15 protein-coding genes and 1 pseudogene are annotated in these 16369 nt (G+C 68.7%); 8 read left to right on the top strand and 8 right to left on the bottom strand.

The window, feature by feature from the left end; translation table 11 throughout:
* Positions 1–168: 168 nt before the first annotated feature.
* The 3 genes from ACRDSQ_RS04890 to ACRDSQ_RS04880 are packed head-to-tail and all read right to left on the bottom strand — an operon-like array spanning position 169 to position 3225.
* A complete protein-coding gene (locus tag ACRDSQ_RS04890) occupies positions 169–1677 on the bottom strand; it encodes a tripartite tricarboxylate transporter permease (RefSeq protein ID WP_431419159.1) in 1509 nt (502 codons plus the stop codon).
* Position 1678: 1 nt separating this feature from the next.
* Positions 1679–2230 (bottom strand): tripartite tricarboxylate transporter TctB family protein, encoded by a 552-nt coding sequence (locus tag ACRDSQ_RS04885; RefSeq protein WP_431419158.1) that lies wholly within the window; start codon positions 2228–2230, stop codon positions 1679–1681.
* 5 nt (positions 2231–2235) lie between these two features.
* Positions 2236–3225 carry a Bug family tripartite tricarboxylate transporter substrate binding protein gene (locus tag ACRDSQ_RS04880; protein WP_431419156.1) on the bottom strand — a complete coding sequence of 330 codons (990 nt, stop codon included), beginning with the start codon at positions 3223–3225 and terminating at the stop codon, positions 2236–2238.
* A gap of 160 nt (positions 3226–3385) precedes the next feature.
* Between ACRDSQ_RS04880 and ACRDSQ_RS04875 the strand changes: the two genes are divergently transcribed.
* Both ACRDSQ_RS04875 and ACRDSQ_RS04870 read left to right on the top strand, forming a co-directional pair.
* Positions 3386–4963 carry a sensor histidine kinase gene (locus ACRDSQ_RS04875; protein WP_431419155.1) on the top strand — a complete coding sequence of 526 codons (1578 nt, stop codon included), beginning with the start codon at positions 3386–3388 and terminating at the stop codon, positions 4961–4963.
* Positions 4960–5631 (top strand): response regulator, encoded by a 672-nt coding sequence (locus ACRDSQ_RS04870; RefSeq protein WP_431419152.1) that lies wholly within the window; start codon positions 4960–4962, stop codon positions 5629–5631. The genes ACRDSQ_RS04875 and ACRDSQ_RS04870 overlap by 4 nt, the downstream gene beginning before the upstream one ends.
* A 451-nt stretch (positions 5632–6082) precedes the next feature.
* Here ACRDSQ_RS04870 and ACRDSQ_RS04865 read toward each other — a convergent pair whose 3' ends face one another.
* Positions 6083–6826, bottom strand: coding sequence for a LysR substrate-binding domain-containing protein (locus tag ACRDSQ_RS04865; RefSeq protein WP_431419150.1), 744 nt, complete (start codon positions 6824–6826; stop codon positions 6083–6085).
* An 85-nt stretch (positions 6827–6911) separates the two neighbouring features.
* On the opposite strand from ACRDSQ_RS04865, the gene ACRDSQ_RS04860 reads away from it, so the two are divergent.
* Positions 6912–7283, top strand: coding sequence for a DUF5997 family protein (locus tag ACRDSQ_RS04860; protein ID WP_431419160.1), 372 nt, complete (start codon positions 6912–6914; stop codon positions 7281–7283).
* Position 7284: 1 nt separating this feature from the next.
* On the opposite strand, the gene ACRDSQ_RS04855 is transcribed toward ACRDSQ_RS04860, so the two are convergent.
* Entirely contained in the window at positions 7285–8052 is a 768-nt protein-coding gene (locus ACRDSQ_RS04855) for an MFS transporter (protein ID WP_431419149.1), read from the bottom strand.
* Between the two features lie 104 nt (positions 8053–8156).
* Between ACRDSQ_RS04855 and ACRDSQ_RS04850 the strand changes: the two genes are divergently transcribed.
* Positions 8157–8729 (top strand): hypothetical protein, encoded by a 573-nt coding sequence (locus ACRDSQ_RS04850; RefSeq protein ID WP_431419148.1) that lies wholly within the window; start codon positions 8157–8159, stop codon positions 8727–8729.
* Here ACRDSQ_RS04850 and ACRDSQ_RS04845 read toward each other — a convergent pair.
* The 3 genes from ACRDSQ_RS04845 to ACRDSQ_RS04835 form a co-directional block, all read right to left on the bottom strand.
* Positions 8726–9952, bottom strand: a complete 1227-nt coding sequence (locus ACRDSQ_RS04845) for a family 2 encapsulin nanocompartment cargo protein terpene cyclase (protein WP_431419146.1) — start codon at positions 9950–9952, stop codon at positions 8726–8728. The genes ACRDSQ_RS04850 and ACRDSQ_RS04845 overlap by 4 nt on opposite strands.
* A gap of 12 nt (positions 9953–9964) precedes the next feature.
* Positions 9965–10837, bottom strand: coding sequence for a geranyl diphosphate 2-C-methyltransferase (locus tag ACRDSQ_RS04840; RefSeq protein ID WP_431419144.1), 873 nt, complete (start codon positions 10835–10837; stop codon positions 9965–9967).
* A 64-nt stretch (positions 10838–10901) separates the two neighbouring features.
* Entirely contained in the window at positions 10902–12314 is a 1413-nt protein-coding gene (locus ACRDSQ_RS04835) for a family 2B encapsulin nanocompartment shell protein (protein ID WP_431419141.1), read from the bottom strand.
* A 247-nt stretch (positions 12315–12561) separates the two neighbouring features.
* Here ACRDSQ_RS04835 and ACRDSQ_RS04830 point away from each other — a divergent pair, with 247 nt between their 5' ends.
* From ACRDSQ_RS04830 to ACRDSQ_RS04815, 4 genes and pseudogenes are all read left to right on the top strand, one after another.
* Complete coding sequence (locus ACRDSQ_RS04830) at positions 12562–13962, top strand: family 2B encapsulin nanocompartment shell protein (protein ID WP_431419139.1); 1401 nt, start codon at positions 12562–12564, stop codon at positions 13960–13962.
* A 419-nt stretch (positions 13963–14381) separates the two neighbouring features.
* Positions 14382–14849, top strand: a pseudogene (locus ACRDSQ_RS04825) (substrate-binding periplasmic protein); the annotation flags it as partial.
* Positions 14846–15589, top strand: coding sequence for an amino acid ABC transporter permease (locus ACRDSQ_RS04820; RefSeq protein ID WP_431419138.1), 744 nt, complete (start codon positions 14846–14848; stop codon positions 15587–15589). The pseudogene ACRDSQ_RS04825 and the gene ACRDSQ_RS04820, both read left to right, overlap by 4 nt.
* Entirely contained in the window at positions 15552–16298 is a 747-nt protein-coding gene (locus tag ACRDSQ_RS04815) for an amino acid ABC transporter ATP-binding protein (protein WP_431419136.1), read from the top strand. The genes ACRDSQ_RS04820 and ACRDSQ_RS04815 overlap by 38 nt, the downstream gene beginning before the upstream one ends.
* Positions 16299–16369: the final 71 nt, after the last annotated feature.

Genomic DNA, 16369 nt, shown 5'->3' with positions numbered 1-16369 from the left:
CACCAAGGGAGTGCCTTCCTCTCGAGAGAACTTTGGACCTTCGCAAGCCCAAGTTTCCCTTACAGGACAGGCACTTCCTCCATGCACAGATCAGTTTGAATCACATCGGATGACTGGTCGAGGCTAGTGCTTCCGAGGCTAGAGACGGCTACCACCGCCGAAGGTTGTCTAACGGACACTTTCGGGGGTCTTCGCCCGGGTGTGGGTGATGCCCTTGGCGATCAGCGGCCAGAGCAGGATCACCGCGATGATGGCGTAGACCGTGACCGAAAAGGTGGTGTTGACCAGGCCACTGAGGTGTCCGTCGCTGATCTGCAGCGCGCGGCGGAGTTGCTGTTCGGCGTTCGGGCCGAGGATGACACCGATGATGGCGGGCAGGACCGGCAGGCCGAAGCGCCGCATCATGAAGCCCAGCAGCCCGATCACCAACAGCAGCACCAGGTCCAGCACGTCACCGCTGACGGCGTACGCGCCGACAGAGGCGAAGAACAGGATGCCCGCGTACAGGTAGGCGCGGGGGATGCGCAGCAGCTTCGACCAGAGTGGAGCCATCGGCAGGTTCAAGACCAGCAGCAGCACGGTTCCGACGAACAGGCTCGCGATGAGCGCCCACACCAGCTGCGACTCGCGCTGGAACAGCAGCGGACCCGGCTGGATGCCGTACTGCTGGAACGCCGCCAGCATGACCGCGGCGGTCGCCGTGGTCGGCAGACCCAGCGTCAGCATGGCCGTGAGGGTTCCCGCCGCCGACGCGCTCGCGGTCGACTCGGGACCGGCGACGCCCTCGATCGCGCCGTGGCCGAATTCCTCGCGGTGCTTGGAAAGCCGCTTCTCGGTCACATACGACAGGAACGTCGGGATCTCCGCGCCACCGGCGGGGACCGCGCCGAACGGGAACCCGATGACCGGGCCGCGCAGCCACGGCCGCCACGACCGGGACAGGTCCGCGCGGTTGAGCCACGGTCGGCCGACCGGGATGGGCTTTCCGGTGGTGCGCCGCAGATGCGCGGCCACCCACAGGGCCTCGCCGACGGCGAACAGTCCTACTGCGACAACCACGACGTCGATACCGTCGGCGAGGTGCAGCGAGCCGAACGTGAGCCGGGCCTGCCCGGTCATCGGGTCGAGCCCGACCAGACCGATGGCCAGCCCGATCGCCAGCGACGCGAAACCACGCAGCCGAGACGATCCGAGCACCGACGTCACCGCGATGAAGGCCAGCAGCATGATCGCGAAGAAGTCCGGCGCGCCGATGTTGACCGCCATCTTGGCCACCATCGGGGCCAGCAGCACCAGCAGCGTGGTGCCGATGATGCCGCCGATGAAGTGCCCGATCGCCGCGGCGGCCAGCGCCTGTGAGCCCCGGCCCTTGCGGGCCATGGGATGGCCTTCTATCGCCGTCACCACCGCCGCGGTTTCCCCCGGGGTGTTCAGCAGGATCGAGGTGGTCGAGCCGCCGAACATTCCGCCGTAGTAGATGCCCGCGAACATGATGAACGCGCCGGTCGGCTCCATGCTGTAGGTCAGCGGCAGCAGCAGGGCCACCGCCATCGCCGGGCCGATGCCCGGCAGCACGCCGATCGCGGTGCCGAGCAGCACCCCGAGCGCGGCCAGGACCAGGTGGGTCGGGGTCAGCGCGGTCGCGAAGCCCTCGATCAGGTTGGACAGGGTGTCCATCTCAGATCCCTTCGAGCGGACCGCCGGGCAGCGGCACGCCAAGCAGCTTCTGGAACAGCAGGTACGCCGAGACCGACAGCACCACGGCGATCGCCGGGTCGCGGACCCAGTGCCTGCTGCCCAGCGCGTACGCCGAGCCCCAGAACAGGATGGCGCCCGAGATCGGGAAGCCGACCAGGTCGATCAGCGCGATGTTGGCGATGAACGCCGCCGCCAGCAGCAGCACGGTGCGCCACTCCGGCGGGGTCGACAGGTCGACGTCCTCGCCGCCCTCGGCTTCACCCTTGCCGCCGCGCAGCACGTCCACGGCCAGGGCGACCGCGATGGCGACCAGCAGGCCGCCGACGGCCAGCGGGACCACCCGCGGCCCGACCGGTCCGCGCTGGGCGAACGACGTGGACATCGACAGCGCGTCGACGACCACCAGCCCGCCCAGGGCGAGCAGCACGACCGCCACACCGAGCTCCGAGTGCTCCCGCAGCCACTGCCGGGCGCCCGCCGGGGCCGGGTCGGCCGCCGCGGGGGCGGCCGACCCGGTCTCGTGTTCGGTCATGGTCTTCACGCCGTCAGCCCGAGCGCTTTGAGCACGCCGCCGACCCGGTCGTTTTCCTTCTGCAGGAAGGAGGCGAACTCGTCACCGGTGGAGAAGGCGTCGTACCAGCCGTTCTTCGCCAGCGCCTGCTTCCACTGCTCCGAGTCGTGCAGCTTGGTGTAGAGGTCGATCATGGCCAAGCGGTCGGCGTCGCTGATGCCGGGCGGGGCCACCACACCACGCCAGTTGGTGAACTCGACGTCCACACCGGACTCCTTGAGCGTCGGCGCGTCCACACCGGACACCCGGTCCTTGCCGGTCACCGCGAGGACCCGCAGCTCACCGGCCTTGATCTGGTCCATGTACTCGCCGACACCGGACACGCCGAAGGCGACTTTGTTGCCCAGCACGGAGGCCAGCAGCTCACCGCCACCGTCGAACGGCACGTAGTTGACCTTTTTCGGCTCCAGCCCGATCGCGTCGGCGACCAGCATCGGCGCGAGGTGGTCGGGGCCGCCGGGGGAGGAGCCGCCGCCCACGGGCACTGCGCCGGGGTCGGCCTTCCAAGCCTCGATGAGCTGCTTGATGTCGGTGTACTTCGAGTTCTTAGACACCACGATGATGTCCGGCTCCTCGATCAGCCGGGCGATCGGCGTGGTGTCCTGCAGCGTCGACGGGGACTTGTTCGTGTAGACGCTGCCGACGACACCGAGGCCCATCTGCATGGCCAGCTTGCCGTTGCCCTTCTCGCCGACGAGCCTGCCGAGGCCGACGGTGCCGCCCGCGCCGGGCAGGTTGAACACCTCGACGTTGCGCGCCAGGCCCGCTTCCTCCATGGCCTTGGCCGAGGTCCGGGCGGTGACGTCGTACCCGCCGCCGGGGGTGTTGGGCACCATGACGCGGAACCCGGTGACCTTGTCCTGTCCGCCGGACGCGCCACCCGCTTGGGTGCACGCGGTCCCGGTTGCCGCGACGACCAGTGCCGCGGCCAGCGGGAGCAGCTTGCGCAGCCTCATTGTGATCCCTGCCTCTCTTCGCCAGTGGTGGAATCGTGCGGTGTCGCGGCGGTTACGTCTGCATTGCGGCCGCATAGGTCGTTGTGGTCGTTGTGTTCACGTGCACGCGCGCGTATCGGGGGCCACACTCAAGGCCCGTCGACGTGGCCGGAGGTGACGCATGGGCAAGAAGGGCTCGCTCGCCCGTCAGCTCCTCGTGCTGCAACTCGGGATCGTGCTGGTCCTGCTGGTGGCGGTGGCCGCGGTCAGCATCGCGCAGGCGTCGGCGTCCTTCCGCGACACCGAGGGCAGGCGGATGCTCGGCGTGGCCGAGGACGTCGCCGCCAACCCGGGGCTGCGCTCGGCGCTGGAGGACCCGGCCCGACACGAGACACTGGCGCCGTTCGCCGAGTCCGGGCGCGCGCTGTCCGGGGCGGACTCGGTGGTCATCACCCGCTCGGACCTGGTGGTCCTGACCTCGTCGGACCCGCGGCAGGACGGGCTGCCGCTGCCCATCGGCGCCAGCACGGTCACCTCCGGGCGGTCGTGGGTCGGGGTGATCGACGGGTCCGTCGTCGCGCATGTCCCCGTGGTCACCAAGAACGGCGAGATCATCGGCATCGTGGTCGCCGGTCGGGAACAGCCGAGCCTCTGGCAGGCGCTGGTCGACTCGCCGGGCAACCTGGTCGTTTTGCTCGGGATAGCCACAGGCCTGGGGGTGGCCGGGTCGCTGTGGCTGGCATGGTGGGTCAAGCGGCAGACGCTCGGGCTGGAGCCGCACGAGATCACCGGCCTGGTCGAGCACCGCGAGGCGATGCTGCACGGCATCCGGGAGGGCGTGCTCGGCCTGGACCAGCAGCACCGGGTGACGCTGGTCAACGACCAGGCACGCAGCCTGTTGTCCCTGCGCCCGGACGCCGTGGGGCGCGCGGTGGACGAACTCGACCTCAACGACCGGCTCGTCGACGTCCTCACCGGCCGGGCGACCGGTGCGGACCAGATCGGCCTGCGGCGAGGCAAGGTGCTGGTCATGAACCGCATGTCGATCGCGCGCGATGGGCGGTCCCTTGGTGCCGTGGTCACCCTGCGGGACCGCACCGAGCTGGTCCAGCTGCAGGACCAGCTCGACGCCAACCGCAACATCACCGAGACCCTGCGGGCGCAGGCGCACGAGTTCACCAACCGGCTGCACACCATCGCGGGCCTGATCGAACTCGGCGAGTACGAGGAGGTGCGCGGGTATGTCGACCGGGTCAGCGCCACCCAGGACCAGTGGCACGCCGAGGTCAGCGGCCGGATCGCCGACTCCGCGGTCGCAGCCCTGCTCATCGCGAAGGCCAGCCTGGCCGCCGAACAGGGCGTCGGGCTGCGGCTGTCGCCGTCGAGCACGCTGGGGGATGTGGACGATGTCCTCTCCGGCGACCTGGTGACCGTCCTGGGCAACCTGGTCGACAACGCCCTGGACGCGTTGCGGGGGCGGCCGTCCGACGGCCCCGGTTGGATCGAGGTCGACATCCGGCACGGCGAGACCGAGGTGGCGGTGATCGTGCGCGACTCCGGGCCGGGGGTGGCGCCGGAGATCGTCGAGGAGGTCTTCCGACACGGCTTCACCACGAAGGCCGCCGAGGAGGGCGGGCAGCGTGGACTGGGTCTGGCGCTGACCCGGCAGACCTGCGTCCGGCGTCACGGGACGGTGTCGGTGCACAACGCTGACGGAGCGGTGTTCACAGCCACGCTGCCGATCGAGGTGCCCGCGTGATCCGGGTACTGGTGGTCGACGACGACTTCATGGTCGCGAAGGTGCACAGCGGGTACGTCGCCCGAACACCTGGTTGCGAGGTCGTCGGCATCGCCCACACCGGGGCGGACGCGCTGCGGCTGGTCCGGGAGCTGCGACCGGACCTGGTGTTGCTCGACATCTACCTGCCGGACATGGACGGACTCACCGTGCTACGGCATTTGCGTGCCGGGCATGACGACACCGATGTGATCGTGATCAGCGCGGCGAACGATGTGGACACGGTTCGTGGGGCGATGCGGGGTGGGGTGCTGCATTATTTGATCAAGCCGTTCACTTATCCGGCTTTGTATGACCAGTTGCAGCACTTCGCTTCGCTGCACACGAAGCTGGGTGCCTTGTCCACGGCTGGGCAGTCCGATGTGGACCAGGTGTTCGGCTCCCGGCCGCGTGGCTCGTCGAACTTGCCCAAGGGCTTGACCGCTCAGACTGCCGAGTTGGTTGAGCAGGTGCTGCGGGCTTCTTCATCGGAGGACATGTCGGCGGCTGAATGTGCTGCTGTGGCCCAGTTGTCGCGGGTGAGTGCTCGGCGTTACCTGGAGCACTTTGTGGACACTGGGCGGGCTGAGGTTCGGTTGCGATATGGGGGGACCGGGCGGCCGGAGCGCCGGTACCGGTGGACTGGCTGAGGTCAGCGTTTGGCCGTTCGCAGCAGCTTTCCCATGAGATCACGTGCAGTCTTTCCCGGCTTCCTCCAAACCGACCGCGATCAATGGCGCGGTCGCCACGGATTCCATCCTTATTCTTACTATCGTCTATTCGCTATCAAGATATCGGGTTGAGGCTGGCGAGGCCGGGGATCTCGGCTGATGCGGGAAGCGGCTCGTACGGGAGGTTCCAAAACGCCTGGAGGGAGGGGCGCCTGAGAGGACGGAAGGATCACGATGTGGGAGATCAGCACGGCGTCTGCGTTGGCGCCTGCGGGTTCCACCTGAGTACGGGTCAGCGCGTGCGGGGAGCGGCACCAACCGTCCGGCCCGCCAATGGTCGTTCGTCACGCTCGTTCGGCACAGAGTCGACAGTCCGTGTTCGGCAGTGTCCGAGTTCCTCTGTGGTCAGTCGGACCGGCTCGACTCTTGACTACGACCGGCGGCGGGGTTTGCCGCGCTTGTCTTGTGCCGCACCGGAAGGCCGGCGCTTGCTGGTGCCTGCCTGCTTCCCGGCGGCCTTGCGCCCACCGGTTTCGGCGGGCTTAGCCGGGACCGCCGCCGGTTGGCGTCCCCGGGTGCTGTTGTCGGTCCGGCCGCGCACGATTCCGATGAAGCGGTCGATGGCGTCGGTGGTCTCGTCCTCCAGCCACGACAGCGCCACCTGCGACCGCGGGGCGTCCGGGAGCGGGCGGTAGGTGAGGTCTTTGCGGTGGTGCAACCGGGCCAGGGACTGGGGGACCACGACGAGCCCGACGCCTGCCGCGACGAGTTCGATGGCGTCCAGGGTGGTGGCGGGGCGCTCGAAGGCCGGGAGTCCGGGCGGAGGCTCCCAGTCGAGGGTGTCGTCGAGCGGGTGCAGCACGATGCTGTCAGCCAGGTCGTCCACCGACACCTCGTCGGCGGCGGCAAAGAGGTGGTCTTTAGGGACCACGACCACGGTGGTCTCCGTGTAGAGCGGGATCGCGTGCAGGCCGGTCCGGTCGATCGGCAGCCGCAGGAGGACCGCGTCCGCCCCGCGGTCGCGCACCAGGGCGGCGGCTTCGGCGGCGGGGACCTGCAGCAGAGTCAGTGGCTCGTCGGGTGTGCGCTCGTTCCAGGTCCGCACCCACTTGCCGGGGATGACCCCGGGGACGTACGCGAGGCTGAAGGGTGGGGGGACGTCCGGGCCTGTCACCAGGTCAGATTACCGGGCGTGAATGGCGTTGGCGCACACGCCCGATACCCTCAACGCCATGACGTCGCACAAAACGCCCCAGACGATGAAGCCCGCGACCGCGGCGAAGAAGCTGGGCGTGTACCTCGAAGCCACCCCCGCGCAGTTCCAGGAGGGTGTCGTCTCGCGCGACGCGTTGAACTCGCTGCAGGCCGACCCGCCGCAGTGGCTGCGCGACCTGCGCCGCAACGGCCCGCACCCCCGTCCGGTCATCGCGGCGAAGCTGGGCGTCTCCATCGGCGGTCTCGCCCGCGGCGGCGTCACCGAGGCCCTCACCACCGAGCAGATCGACGCGCTCAAGACCGAGAACCCGGAATGGCTGCGTCAGGAGCGGGAAACTCAGGCCGAGGTCCGCAAGGAAGAAGCGCGGATCAAGGCGGCGAAGGCGGACAAGCCGCAGCGTCGTCCCCGCTCCTGACTCACTTGGCGCAGCGGGCGATGATGCCGTCGATGATCTCCTCGAGTCCGCGCTCGTGAGTGTCGCGTTCGGTCAGCTCCGACCAGCAGCACCACCGCCACACCCAGCGTGGCCAGGGTCGTCGCCGACGGCCACGCGCGTGTTCGTCGGTGCGCACGACGCCGAGGATGAGCAGACCGACTCCCGCCGTGGCCAGGATCGCGCCGACCACGTCGAGCCTGCCGCGCCGGGAACCGAAGAGCCCGGCCGGGACCGAGCGCAGCGCCAGGAAGACCACGGCCAGCGTGATCGGCACGTTGACCAGCATCACCCAGCGCCAGCCGCCGAACTCGGTGAGCAGGCCGCCGAGCAGCACACCCGCGCTGCCACCGACGGCCGAGACCCCGGCGTGGATCCCCAGCGCCCTGGCGCGTTCCTTGCCTTCGCGCTGGGTGACGGTGAGCATCGCCAGTGCCGCGGGCGCCATGGCCGCCGCGCCGAGTCCCTGCAGGGCGCGGGCGACGATCAGCTGCCACGGGGCCTGCGCCACGCCGCCGATCAGCGACGCCACCGCGAACAGCACCGCCCCGGTCAGCAGGATGAGCCGTTGGCCGAACAGGGCGGCCGCGCGCCCGCCGAGCAACAGGAAGCCGCCGAAGAGCAGTGCGTAGGAGTTCACCACCCAGGGGAGCTGCACCGGGTCGATGTCCAGACCTTCGCGCATGGCGGGCAGGGCCACGTTAACGCTCGTCATGTCGAGCGTGACCATGAACTGCGGCGCGTACGACAACAGGTGTGCATGCCGGACGGAATCAGGTGTCGACCGGACCGCCGGTCCTGGATGTTCACTGATTCGACGGCGGCCAGTCCGCGCTGGAGCTAACCTGCGTGCTCGTGACGCAACCGGATCCCGAGTTCCGCCTGCGGGTTCGCGCGCTGGCCGAAAGCCAGTGGCGTGAGCCGGTCGTCGTGATCCACTTGGGCGAGGTCAAGCCCGACTTCGACGTGCCCGGCAGGCGCAAGGACGGCACGGTCATCGGGAAGCGGCTGGTCCGCCGGTTCTTCTGGAACCTCTTCCGCGGCACGGTCGGCAGCCTGGTCAACGTCGTGCTGTCCGTCGCCGGTGGCGGCGTGGGCAACGTGTTCGAGCGGTCCGGGAAGGTGACTGGCCCCGAGAACGCCCAAGCGCTCGGGCTCGTCGACGCCGCGCGGCCCGCTGACAGCGCGTGGCTGGTCTTCTCCCAGTCGCAGGTGGCGATGATCGACTCAGGCCGCACCTTTGTCGACCCGAAAGACAGCCCGCCCCCCACCATCCTGTGGCACGCGACAACACCGGATGCGCCGCGAGTCACGCCGCGTAAGCGCATCGTCTGGCCGGACGGCTCCGCCTACGAGTACGTCCTCAGCTACGACGAGGCGAAACTGCTGAAGCAGCTCACGCTCCCGGAAGCCGACGAGCGGGCCTAAGCTGCGTTTTCCGCGTGGTAGCGCTTGGTTGTGGCGTGCCACTCGCGGCTGCCGCCGCACCAGGCCCAGGTGTCGGCCAGGAACCGGTGCAGCATCGGCGTCCCCCGCAGACACAGCGCCGCCGCCTCCACCACGAAGCGCCGCATCAGCTCGTTGTGGATCTCGACCGTGCGTTTGACCGCCTCATGGCGCGTGCAGTTCTCCTCCTCCATGAGCGCGATCGGGAGGCTGATGTCGTTGTCGGCTTCCTTGCTCATCGAGTGCAGGTCGTTGAGCAGCACCGCTGCCGTCCCGGCCATCGTGTACGCGCGGCGCACCGCCGGGTCGAAGAACTCCTGCGCGGGAAGCTCGTAGCCCGCGACCGCGTCGACCAGGATCATCGGCGGCAGGTAGCTGTTGTGGTGGCGGTGCATCAGGTACTCCCACACCGCGGGCCGCTGCCCGGTGTTACGCCAGCTCGCGTTCTGGTCCAGCGCGGTGAACAGGATCGCCATCTGGTGCTGGAACCGCCCCATCTGCGGCACCGTTGTGTACTTCGCCAGGTGCTCCATGCCGGTGCGGAACGCCAGCGCGATCGGCTCCTCCTTGATGAACCGGTCGAGTTCGTGCTGGTAGCGCTGGGGGAGGTTCACCGGGTCCACCACCCCGTAGAGCACGCCGAGCCGCGCGGCCGCGAGGTGCGGGTCGGCGCCCATCTCCTCCTCGTCGAGGTAGTAGTCGTCCGCCGCCCACTCGGCCACGACGACCTTCGTGGCCGCCAGCAGCCGGTCCGGGTCGTCGGTTCCGGGGTGCGTCAGCATGATCAGCCTGCCGAACCCGCAGGCGCGGAGGTGGTCGAGTCGGCCGGGGTAGATCCCCACCTGTTCGGCCCACTCGACCATCCGCTCGTTCACCTCCTCGCCGAGCGCCGGGTCGTCCCGCACCGGACCCGGGCAGAACAGCTCGGGAATCGCGTCCCCGTCGGCCTCCTCGGGTTCCGGTTCGGCTGCCTCGCGCAGCGTGGCGGCGAGCCGCGACGGCAGCCGCACCGCGGCCATGCCCAGCGCACCCGGGTTGTCGCCGATCGGGAACAGGGTCGACGGGAGCCGCCCAGGTTCGCTGTCGGCGATCAGGGTGGACAGGTCGCCCGCGGGCGCGGCACCCATGTCCGCCAGCACGGCGGCCGCCCGCCGGGCCAGGTCGTCGGTCGCGGGCGGGGCGGACAGGCGAGACAGGACGGACATGGTTTATCGGCCTCAGATCCGGTCGGCGGCGATGAGCAGGTAGTGGAAGCTGCCCTCGCGGTAGGCGGTGAGGAACGTGTCCTCGACGCCGGTCGCCACCGAGGACTTCGCCCGCAGCTCCCAGTATGGGATGGTGGCGGCAGTCAGGTCGACGACGTTGATCGGGACGAAGTTGTTGTCCGCCAACGCTTCGAAGTATCGGCTGCGCGGGTGGATGTTGCACGTGTAGTGCTGGTCGATCTGGCTGACCGCCTTGGACCGCCCGCCGGTGACGTCGTTGTAGCACCCGGTGATGCAGACGTAGCGGCCGCCGAACGGGATGAGCCGGGCGAACTCGGCGTACAGGTCGTGCAGGTCGACGTACATCGTCGTCTCGTTGGTCCAGATGCCGTTCATCGAGCCGGTTTCGAAGCCGGTGTCGAGCATGTTGCGGAAGTGGAACCGGACCTGGTCGTCCACCCCGCGCTCACGCGCCTGGTTGTTGGCGAACTCCACTTGCGACTCGGAGATCGTGACGCCGTCGACCTGGCAGCCGAAGCGCTGGTTGGCCATGAACGAGGTGCCGCCGCGGCCGGACCCGCCGTCCATCAGCCTGCCCGTGGCCGGGATGTCGCCGAGGTGGTCGAGCAGGACCTCGGCCTGCGCCGACTCCAGGCGGTGCATCTCGGCGATGATCGCCTGCTCACGCCCCTCGGCAGGCCCGGTGAGCACGGCCGGGTCGTAGTCCCCGATGCCGTAGTGGTGGTGGTAAAGACCGTCCACATCGCCGAGCCTCAGGTTGACCGGGTCTTTCTCGTTGTTCCAATAGGTGGCGACCGCGCGCTGGTAGGCGCTGCGCAGCACCGGCCGGGTGGGGATCTCGGGGACGGGCCGCGTCGTGGTCATAGGGTGGTCTCCTTGATGGTCGTGCGTACGGGTGGGCACGTTCTGGCGAGGGGTCAACGGTGGCTCAGTCGGCGCGGCCGAGTTCGACGTTCTCCAGGATGCCCAGCGCGTCGGGCATCAGGACGGCGACGGAGTAGTAGGCGCTGACCAGGTACGAGGTGATCGCCCTGGCGTCGGTGCCCATGTTGCGCACCGAGAGTCCTGGGCGGTACTCGTCGGGCAGGCCGGTCTGGTGCAGACCGATCACACCCTGCTGGTCCTCACCCATGCGCATGAGCATGATCGAGGTGGTGCCGCGGTCGCTGATGGGGATCTTGCCGCAGGGCAGCACCGGGACACCGCGCCACGCGGGCACCATCTGGCCGTGCATGTCGACGTGCTGCGGATAGATTCCGCGCTTGCTGCACGCCTGGCCGAACGCGGCGATCGCCTTGGGGTGGGCCATGAACACGGTGGGGTCCTTCCACACCGTGGCGAGCAGGTCGTCCATGTCGTCGGGCGTCGGCGGGCCGTTGCGGGTGTGGATGCGCTGGCTGAGGTCGGCGTTGTGCAGCAACCCGAACTCGCGGTTGTTGACCAGCTCCCGTTCCTGCCGTTCGCGCAGGGCCTCGATGGTGAGCCGCAGCTGCTGTTCGGTCTGGTTCATCGGGTCGTTGTAGAGGTCGGAGACCCTGGTGTGCACGTGCAGCACGGTCTGGGCGACGCTGAGCTCGTACTCCCTGGGGGCGAGGTCGTAGTCGACGAAGGTGCTGGGCAGGTCGGGCTCGCCGCTGTGGCCCGCGGACAGCTCGATCGCGGCCTCGCCGTGTTCGTCCTGGTTGGCCGCGGCGGCCGCCCGGTAGCGCACCAGGTGCGCGCGCAGCGACTCGGAACGTCCGATCAGCTCCTGGAATCCGTGTCTGGACAACGTAAGCACGGTGCACCGGGTGGTGGTGCGCGCGGTGTAGGCCCAAGTGGAGTCGGCGGCGGACAGCACCTCGTCGCCGATGCGTTCGCCGTCGGCGATCACGCCCAGGGTGGTCTGGTCGCCGTAGTGCCCGGCGCCGAGCAGGGTCGCCTTGCCGTGGACGATCAAGACAAGTCGGTCGACCGGTGCGCCCGCCTCCACGATGGACTCGCCCGGGTCGTAGTCGCGTTGCTCGAAGCGGTTCGCCAGCTCGGCGAGCACATCGGCGTCGTCGAAACCGCGCAGTGGAGACAGTTCGCGCAGTTCGTCGGGAATCACCCGCGCTCTTGCGCCGTCGGTGACGAACTCGACGCGGCCGTCGCCGAGGGTGTAGGTGCGTCGGCGGTTCACCCGGTAGGCGCCACCCGCGGCCTGGACCCAGGGCAGGGCACGCAGCAGCCAGCGGGAGCTGATCCCCTGCATCTGGGGGACGGATTTGGTGGTGGTCGCCAGGTTTCGCGCGGCGGCGGTGCTCAGACTCTGCTGTGGATGATCGGTTGTCGGACCGGAATCCGTTTCCAAGATGGTCACTGATCAACAGCTCCTATCGAGCTTTCCCGAATGGAACGGCCATGGTCTGTCGGGCGATCATTCCGAAGCTAGCAGCGGCTCCTGTGACCGACCAGTCGCTAGACAGGGTGACGGATTAGGCCAATTGATTTTGGTGCTGTCTCAACACTTTCGTGGTATCGCCTGAGCCGAGTGGTTGCGGCACACTCGAAGCGGTCCACGTCTTGCCAACGAACTGTTTCCAGCTAGTCGATTGGTGTGATGCGTTGTGACCGTGACCGAGCCCGATGTGAGCACGAACGGGCACGCACAGCTCAGTCTGAGTACCGAGGCCGCCCGAAATCTCGCGACCACGACCAAGTCCGAACCGCAGATGCAAGGCATCTCGCCGCGCTGGCTGTTGCGGATGCTGCCCTGGGTGGAGGTGTCCGCGGGCACCTACCGGGTGAACCGGCGGCTCACCTACACACTCGGCGACGGCCGGGTCGAGTTCACCAACGTCGGTGCCGCCATTCGGGTCATCCCGCAGGAGCTGCGGGAGCTGGCGCTGCTGCGTGACCTCGACGACGAGGAGGCGCTGGGGGCGCTGGCCGACCGGTTCGAACAGCAGGAGTTCGCACCGGGCGACGTCATCGTCCGCGCGGGCGACCCAGCCGACCGGCTCTGCCTGATGGCGCACGGCAAGGCCGAAAAGGTGGGCGCGGGCAAGTACGGCGACAAGGTCGTGCTGGGCGTGGTCGCCGACGGTGACCACATGACCAACCGGTCCACCTACGACCGCGACGACCACTGGGACTTCAGCGTCACGGCCGCGACGGCGTGCACCGTCCTGACCCTGACCGAATCGGCTATCGAGGAGATCGCCGAGCGTTCGGAAGCGCTGCGCGCGCACCTCGACCGGGTCCGCGCCCAGCCGACCAGGTCGCAGAACAAGCACGGCGAAGCCATGATCGAGCTGTCCGCGGGCCACCGCGGCGAACCGGACCTGCCAGGCACCTTCGTCGACTACGAGACCGCGCCACGGGAGTACGAACTCAACGTCGCGCAGACCGTGCTGCGGGTGCACTCGCGAGTCTCCGACCTCTACAACCAGCCGATGAACCAGACCGAGCAGCAGTTGCGGCTCACGGTTGAGGCGCTGCGTGAGCGCGAGGAACACGAGCTGATCAACAACCGCGAGTTCGGGCTGCTGCACAACGCCGACCTCAAGCAGCGCCTCCACACCCGTGGCGGCCCGCCGACCCCGGACGACCTCGACGACCTGCTCTGCATGCGCCGCAAGACGCGGCTGTTCCTGGCGCATCCGCGAACCATCGCCGCCTTCGGCCGCGAGTGCACCAAGCGCGGCGTCTACCCCACGACAACGGAGGTCGATGGCACGCCCATGATGGCCTGGCGGGGCGTGCCGATGCTGCCCTGCGACAAGATCCCCATCACCGAGACCAACACCAGCGCCATCCTGGCGATGCGCACCGGCGAGGACGACCAAGGTGTCATCGGGCTGCGGCCGACCGCGCTGCCCGACGAGTTCGAGTCGGGTCTCAACGTGCGGTTCATGGGCATCAACGAGAAGGCGGTGATTTCCTACCTGGTCAGCTCCTATTTCTCCGCCGCGGTCCTCGTCCCCGACGCGCTCGGGGTCCTGGACAACGTCGAGCTGGGACGGTGACCGTAATTCCGGTCACCCGCTCGGCGTCCCACAATGCGGACGATTCGTAGGTTAGTCGCGTTCATGACCATTGTTTCGTAGGTTCGAAGGTGTCGGCACCGAACAATCGTGGGTGCTCGCTCCGTCGAACGAGGATCGAGAACAATGAAGAACGCACTGTGACATGGCGCCGCCTTCGGCGACGCGGCTCGGTCGCCTTGGTGGTGACGTTTCGGGGGTCCCGCACGAACACTGCCACCTTCGATGGCGTGTCCGTGCGGGACCCCCGAAACGTCACCGCGACCGAGCGGGGTGGTCACCTCTACCGAGCGGGACCCCCGAGCCGTCACCGCGACCGAGTCGAGTGGTTACGCGCTATCCAGGACTCCGCAGTCGGTCGCCTGCGGTAGCCCGAGGTAGTCGAGACGCAGACCGTCGACTTCACCGACGGTTACGAGATCGGCTACACGACCGTGGTGGGCAGGAAGGACACGGCGGTCACCGGCGTCGAAGGGCTCGCGGGCAGGCGGGTCGGCGTCGTGCAGGGCACCGTCCAGGACGAGTTCGCCACCGGGAAGGTGCCCGGCGCGCAGGTCGTGCGCTTCCCGGACTACAACTCCGCGTTCGCGCAGCTGAAGTCCGGGGGCCTCGACGTGTGGATCGTGCCGCTCGACATCGCGGACAAGTACATCGCCGACAACGCCGACTTCCCGCAGAAGGTCGTCGTCAAGCGGGCCGACACCGAGGCGCCCGCCGCGTGGGCGGTGCGCAAGGGCAACAACGCGTTGCGGGACAAGCTCAACGCCGGTCTCGCCGCGGTCATCGAGGACGGGACCTACGCGAAGCTGCATGAGCAGTTCCTGCCCGGCACCCCGATCGCCGACGACTTCAAGCCCAAAGCCCAGTGACCGAGACGTTCTTCAGCTGGTCGCACATCGCCGAGGTGCTCCCGGATCTGCTGCGGACCGGACTGGTCAACACGCTGATCCTGGCGGGTGCCTCGGCGGTGCTCGGCACCGTCCTCGGGCTCGGGCTGGCGATCATGGGCCTGTCGTCGACCCGGTGGCTGCGCTGGCCCGCGCGGGTCTACACCGACCTGTTCCGCGGCCTGCCCGCGATCGTGACCATCCTGCTGATCGGCCAGGGCCTGGCGATCGCCGCCCGACCGGTGTTCGGCACCGACCCGTACCCGCTGGGCATCCTGGCCCTGAGTCTGGTGGCGGCGGCCTACATCGGCGAGATCTTCCGCTCCGGAATCCAGAGCGTGGACCGCGGCCAGCTCGAAGCCGCCCGCGCGCTGGGCATGACCTACTCCGCCGCCATGGGGAAAATCGTGGTGCCGCAGGGGATTCGCCGGGTCCTGCCCGCGCTGGTCAACCAGTTCATCGCCCTGATCAAGGACTCCAGCCTGGTCTACTTCCTCGGCCTGCTCGCCGACCAGCGCGACTTGTTCCGCATCGGCCAGGACGCGGCGGCCAACTCGGGCAACCTCTCGCCGCTGGTGGCCGCCGGGCTGGTGTACCTGGCGATCACCGTGCCGCTGACGCACCTGGTCAACCACATCGACCGACGGCTGCGCACCGGTCGCCCGGTCCAGGGAGGTGAAGAAGATGACGTTGCCACTCCCGAACTCGCCGTCCGCGCTTGAGATCGACGACGTCCACCTGTCCTACGGCCGCACCCGCGTCCTGCGCGGCGCGACCTTGTCGGTCGAGAGTGGACAGACGACGTGCGTGATCGGCCCGTCCGGGTCCGGCAAGTCGACACTGCTGCGAGCGGTGAACCGCCTGACCGAACCCGACTCCGGCGACATTCGGCTCGCGGGCGAGAGCGTGCTGGGCCTCGACCCGGACCGCGTGCGCCGGCGCGTCGGGATGGTGTTCCAGCAGTTCAACCTCTTCGGCCACCGCACGGTCCTGGACAACCTGGTGCTGCCGCTGCGGTCTGTCCGCAAACTGACCACCACGCAAGCCCAGGCGATCGCCTTCGAACGGCTGGCCGACGTGGGGCTGGTGCACAAGGCGGACCACCGCCCGGCGGCGCTGTCCGGTGGCCAGCAGCAGCGGGTCGCCATCGCCCGCGCGCTGGCGATGGAACCGGAGATCATCCTGTTCGACGAGCCCACCAGTGCGCTGGACCCGGAACTCGTGCAGGGAGTGCTGGACCTGATCGCCGAACTCGCGGGGCGCGGGATGACCATGGTCGTGGTCACCCATGAGATGGGGTTCGCCCGCGAGGTCGCGGACACGGTGGCTTTCATGGACCACGGCCGGGTGGTGGAGACGGCCACGCCGGGGAGGTTCTTCGAATCCCCGGAAAGCCCGCGCTTGCAGCGATTCCTGTCCCAGGTCCGCTGAGACCCGGAACGGCGGCTGCACCGGTAGCTCCGTTCACAGCGGCGGACTGGACGACCCCCTCGGTCGTCCAG

Source organism: Actinokineospora sp., from assembly GCF_050699995.1.
Classification (GTDB): Bacteria; Actinomycetota; Actinomycetes; order Mycobacteriales; family Pseudonocardiaceae; genus Actinokineospora.
Note: the sequence above shows the minus strand (reverse complement) of the source record. Positions and strands in the feature narration are given on the sequence as shown.

Excerpts from the sequence above, each read along its gene's own strand:
- ACRDSQ_RS04880 (WP_431419156.1), bottom strand. The coding sequence starts at position 3,225 with ATGAGGCTGCGCAAGCTGCTCCCGCTGGCCGCGGCACTGGTCGTCGCG.
- ACRDSQ_RS04845 (WP_431419146.1), bottom strand. The coding sequence starts at position 9,952 with ATGTCCGTCCTGTCTCGCCTGTCCGCCCCGCCCGCGACCGACGACCTG.
- ACRDSQ_RS04890 (WP_431419159.1), bottom strand. The coding sequence starts at position 1,677 with ATGGACACCCTGTCCAACCTGATCGAGGGCTTCGCGACCGCGCTGACC.
- ACRDSQ_RS04860 (WP_431419160.1), top strand. The coding sequence starts at position 6,912 with ATGAAGCCCGCGACCGCGGCGAAGAAGCTGGGCGTGTACCTCGAAGCC.
- ACRDSQ_RS04840 (WP_431419144.1), bottom strand. The coding sequence starts at position 10,837 with ATGACCACGACGCGGCCCGTCCCCGAGATCCCCACCCGGCCGGTGCTG.
- ACRDSQ_RS04815 (WP_431419136.1), top strand. The coding sequence starts at position 15,552 with ATGACGTTGCCACTCCCGAACTCGCCGTCCGCGCTTGAGATCGACGAC.
- ACRDSQ_RS04875 (WP_431419155.1), top strand. The coding sequence starts at position 3,386 with ATGGGCAAGAAGGGCTCGCTCGCCCGTCAGCTCCTCGTGCTGCAACTC.
- ACRDSQ_RS04885 (WP_431419158.1), bottom strand. The coding sequence starts at position 2,230 with ATGACCGAACACGAGACCGGGTCGGCCGCCCCCGCGGCGGCCGACCCG.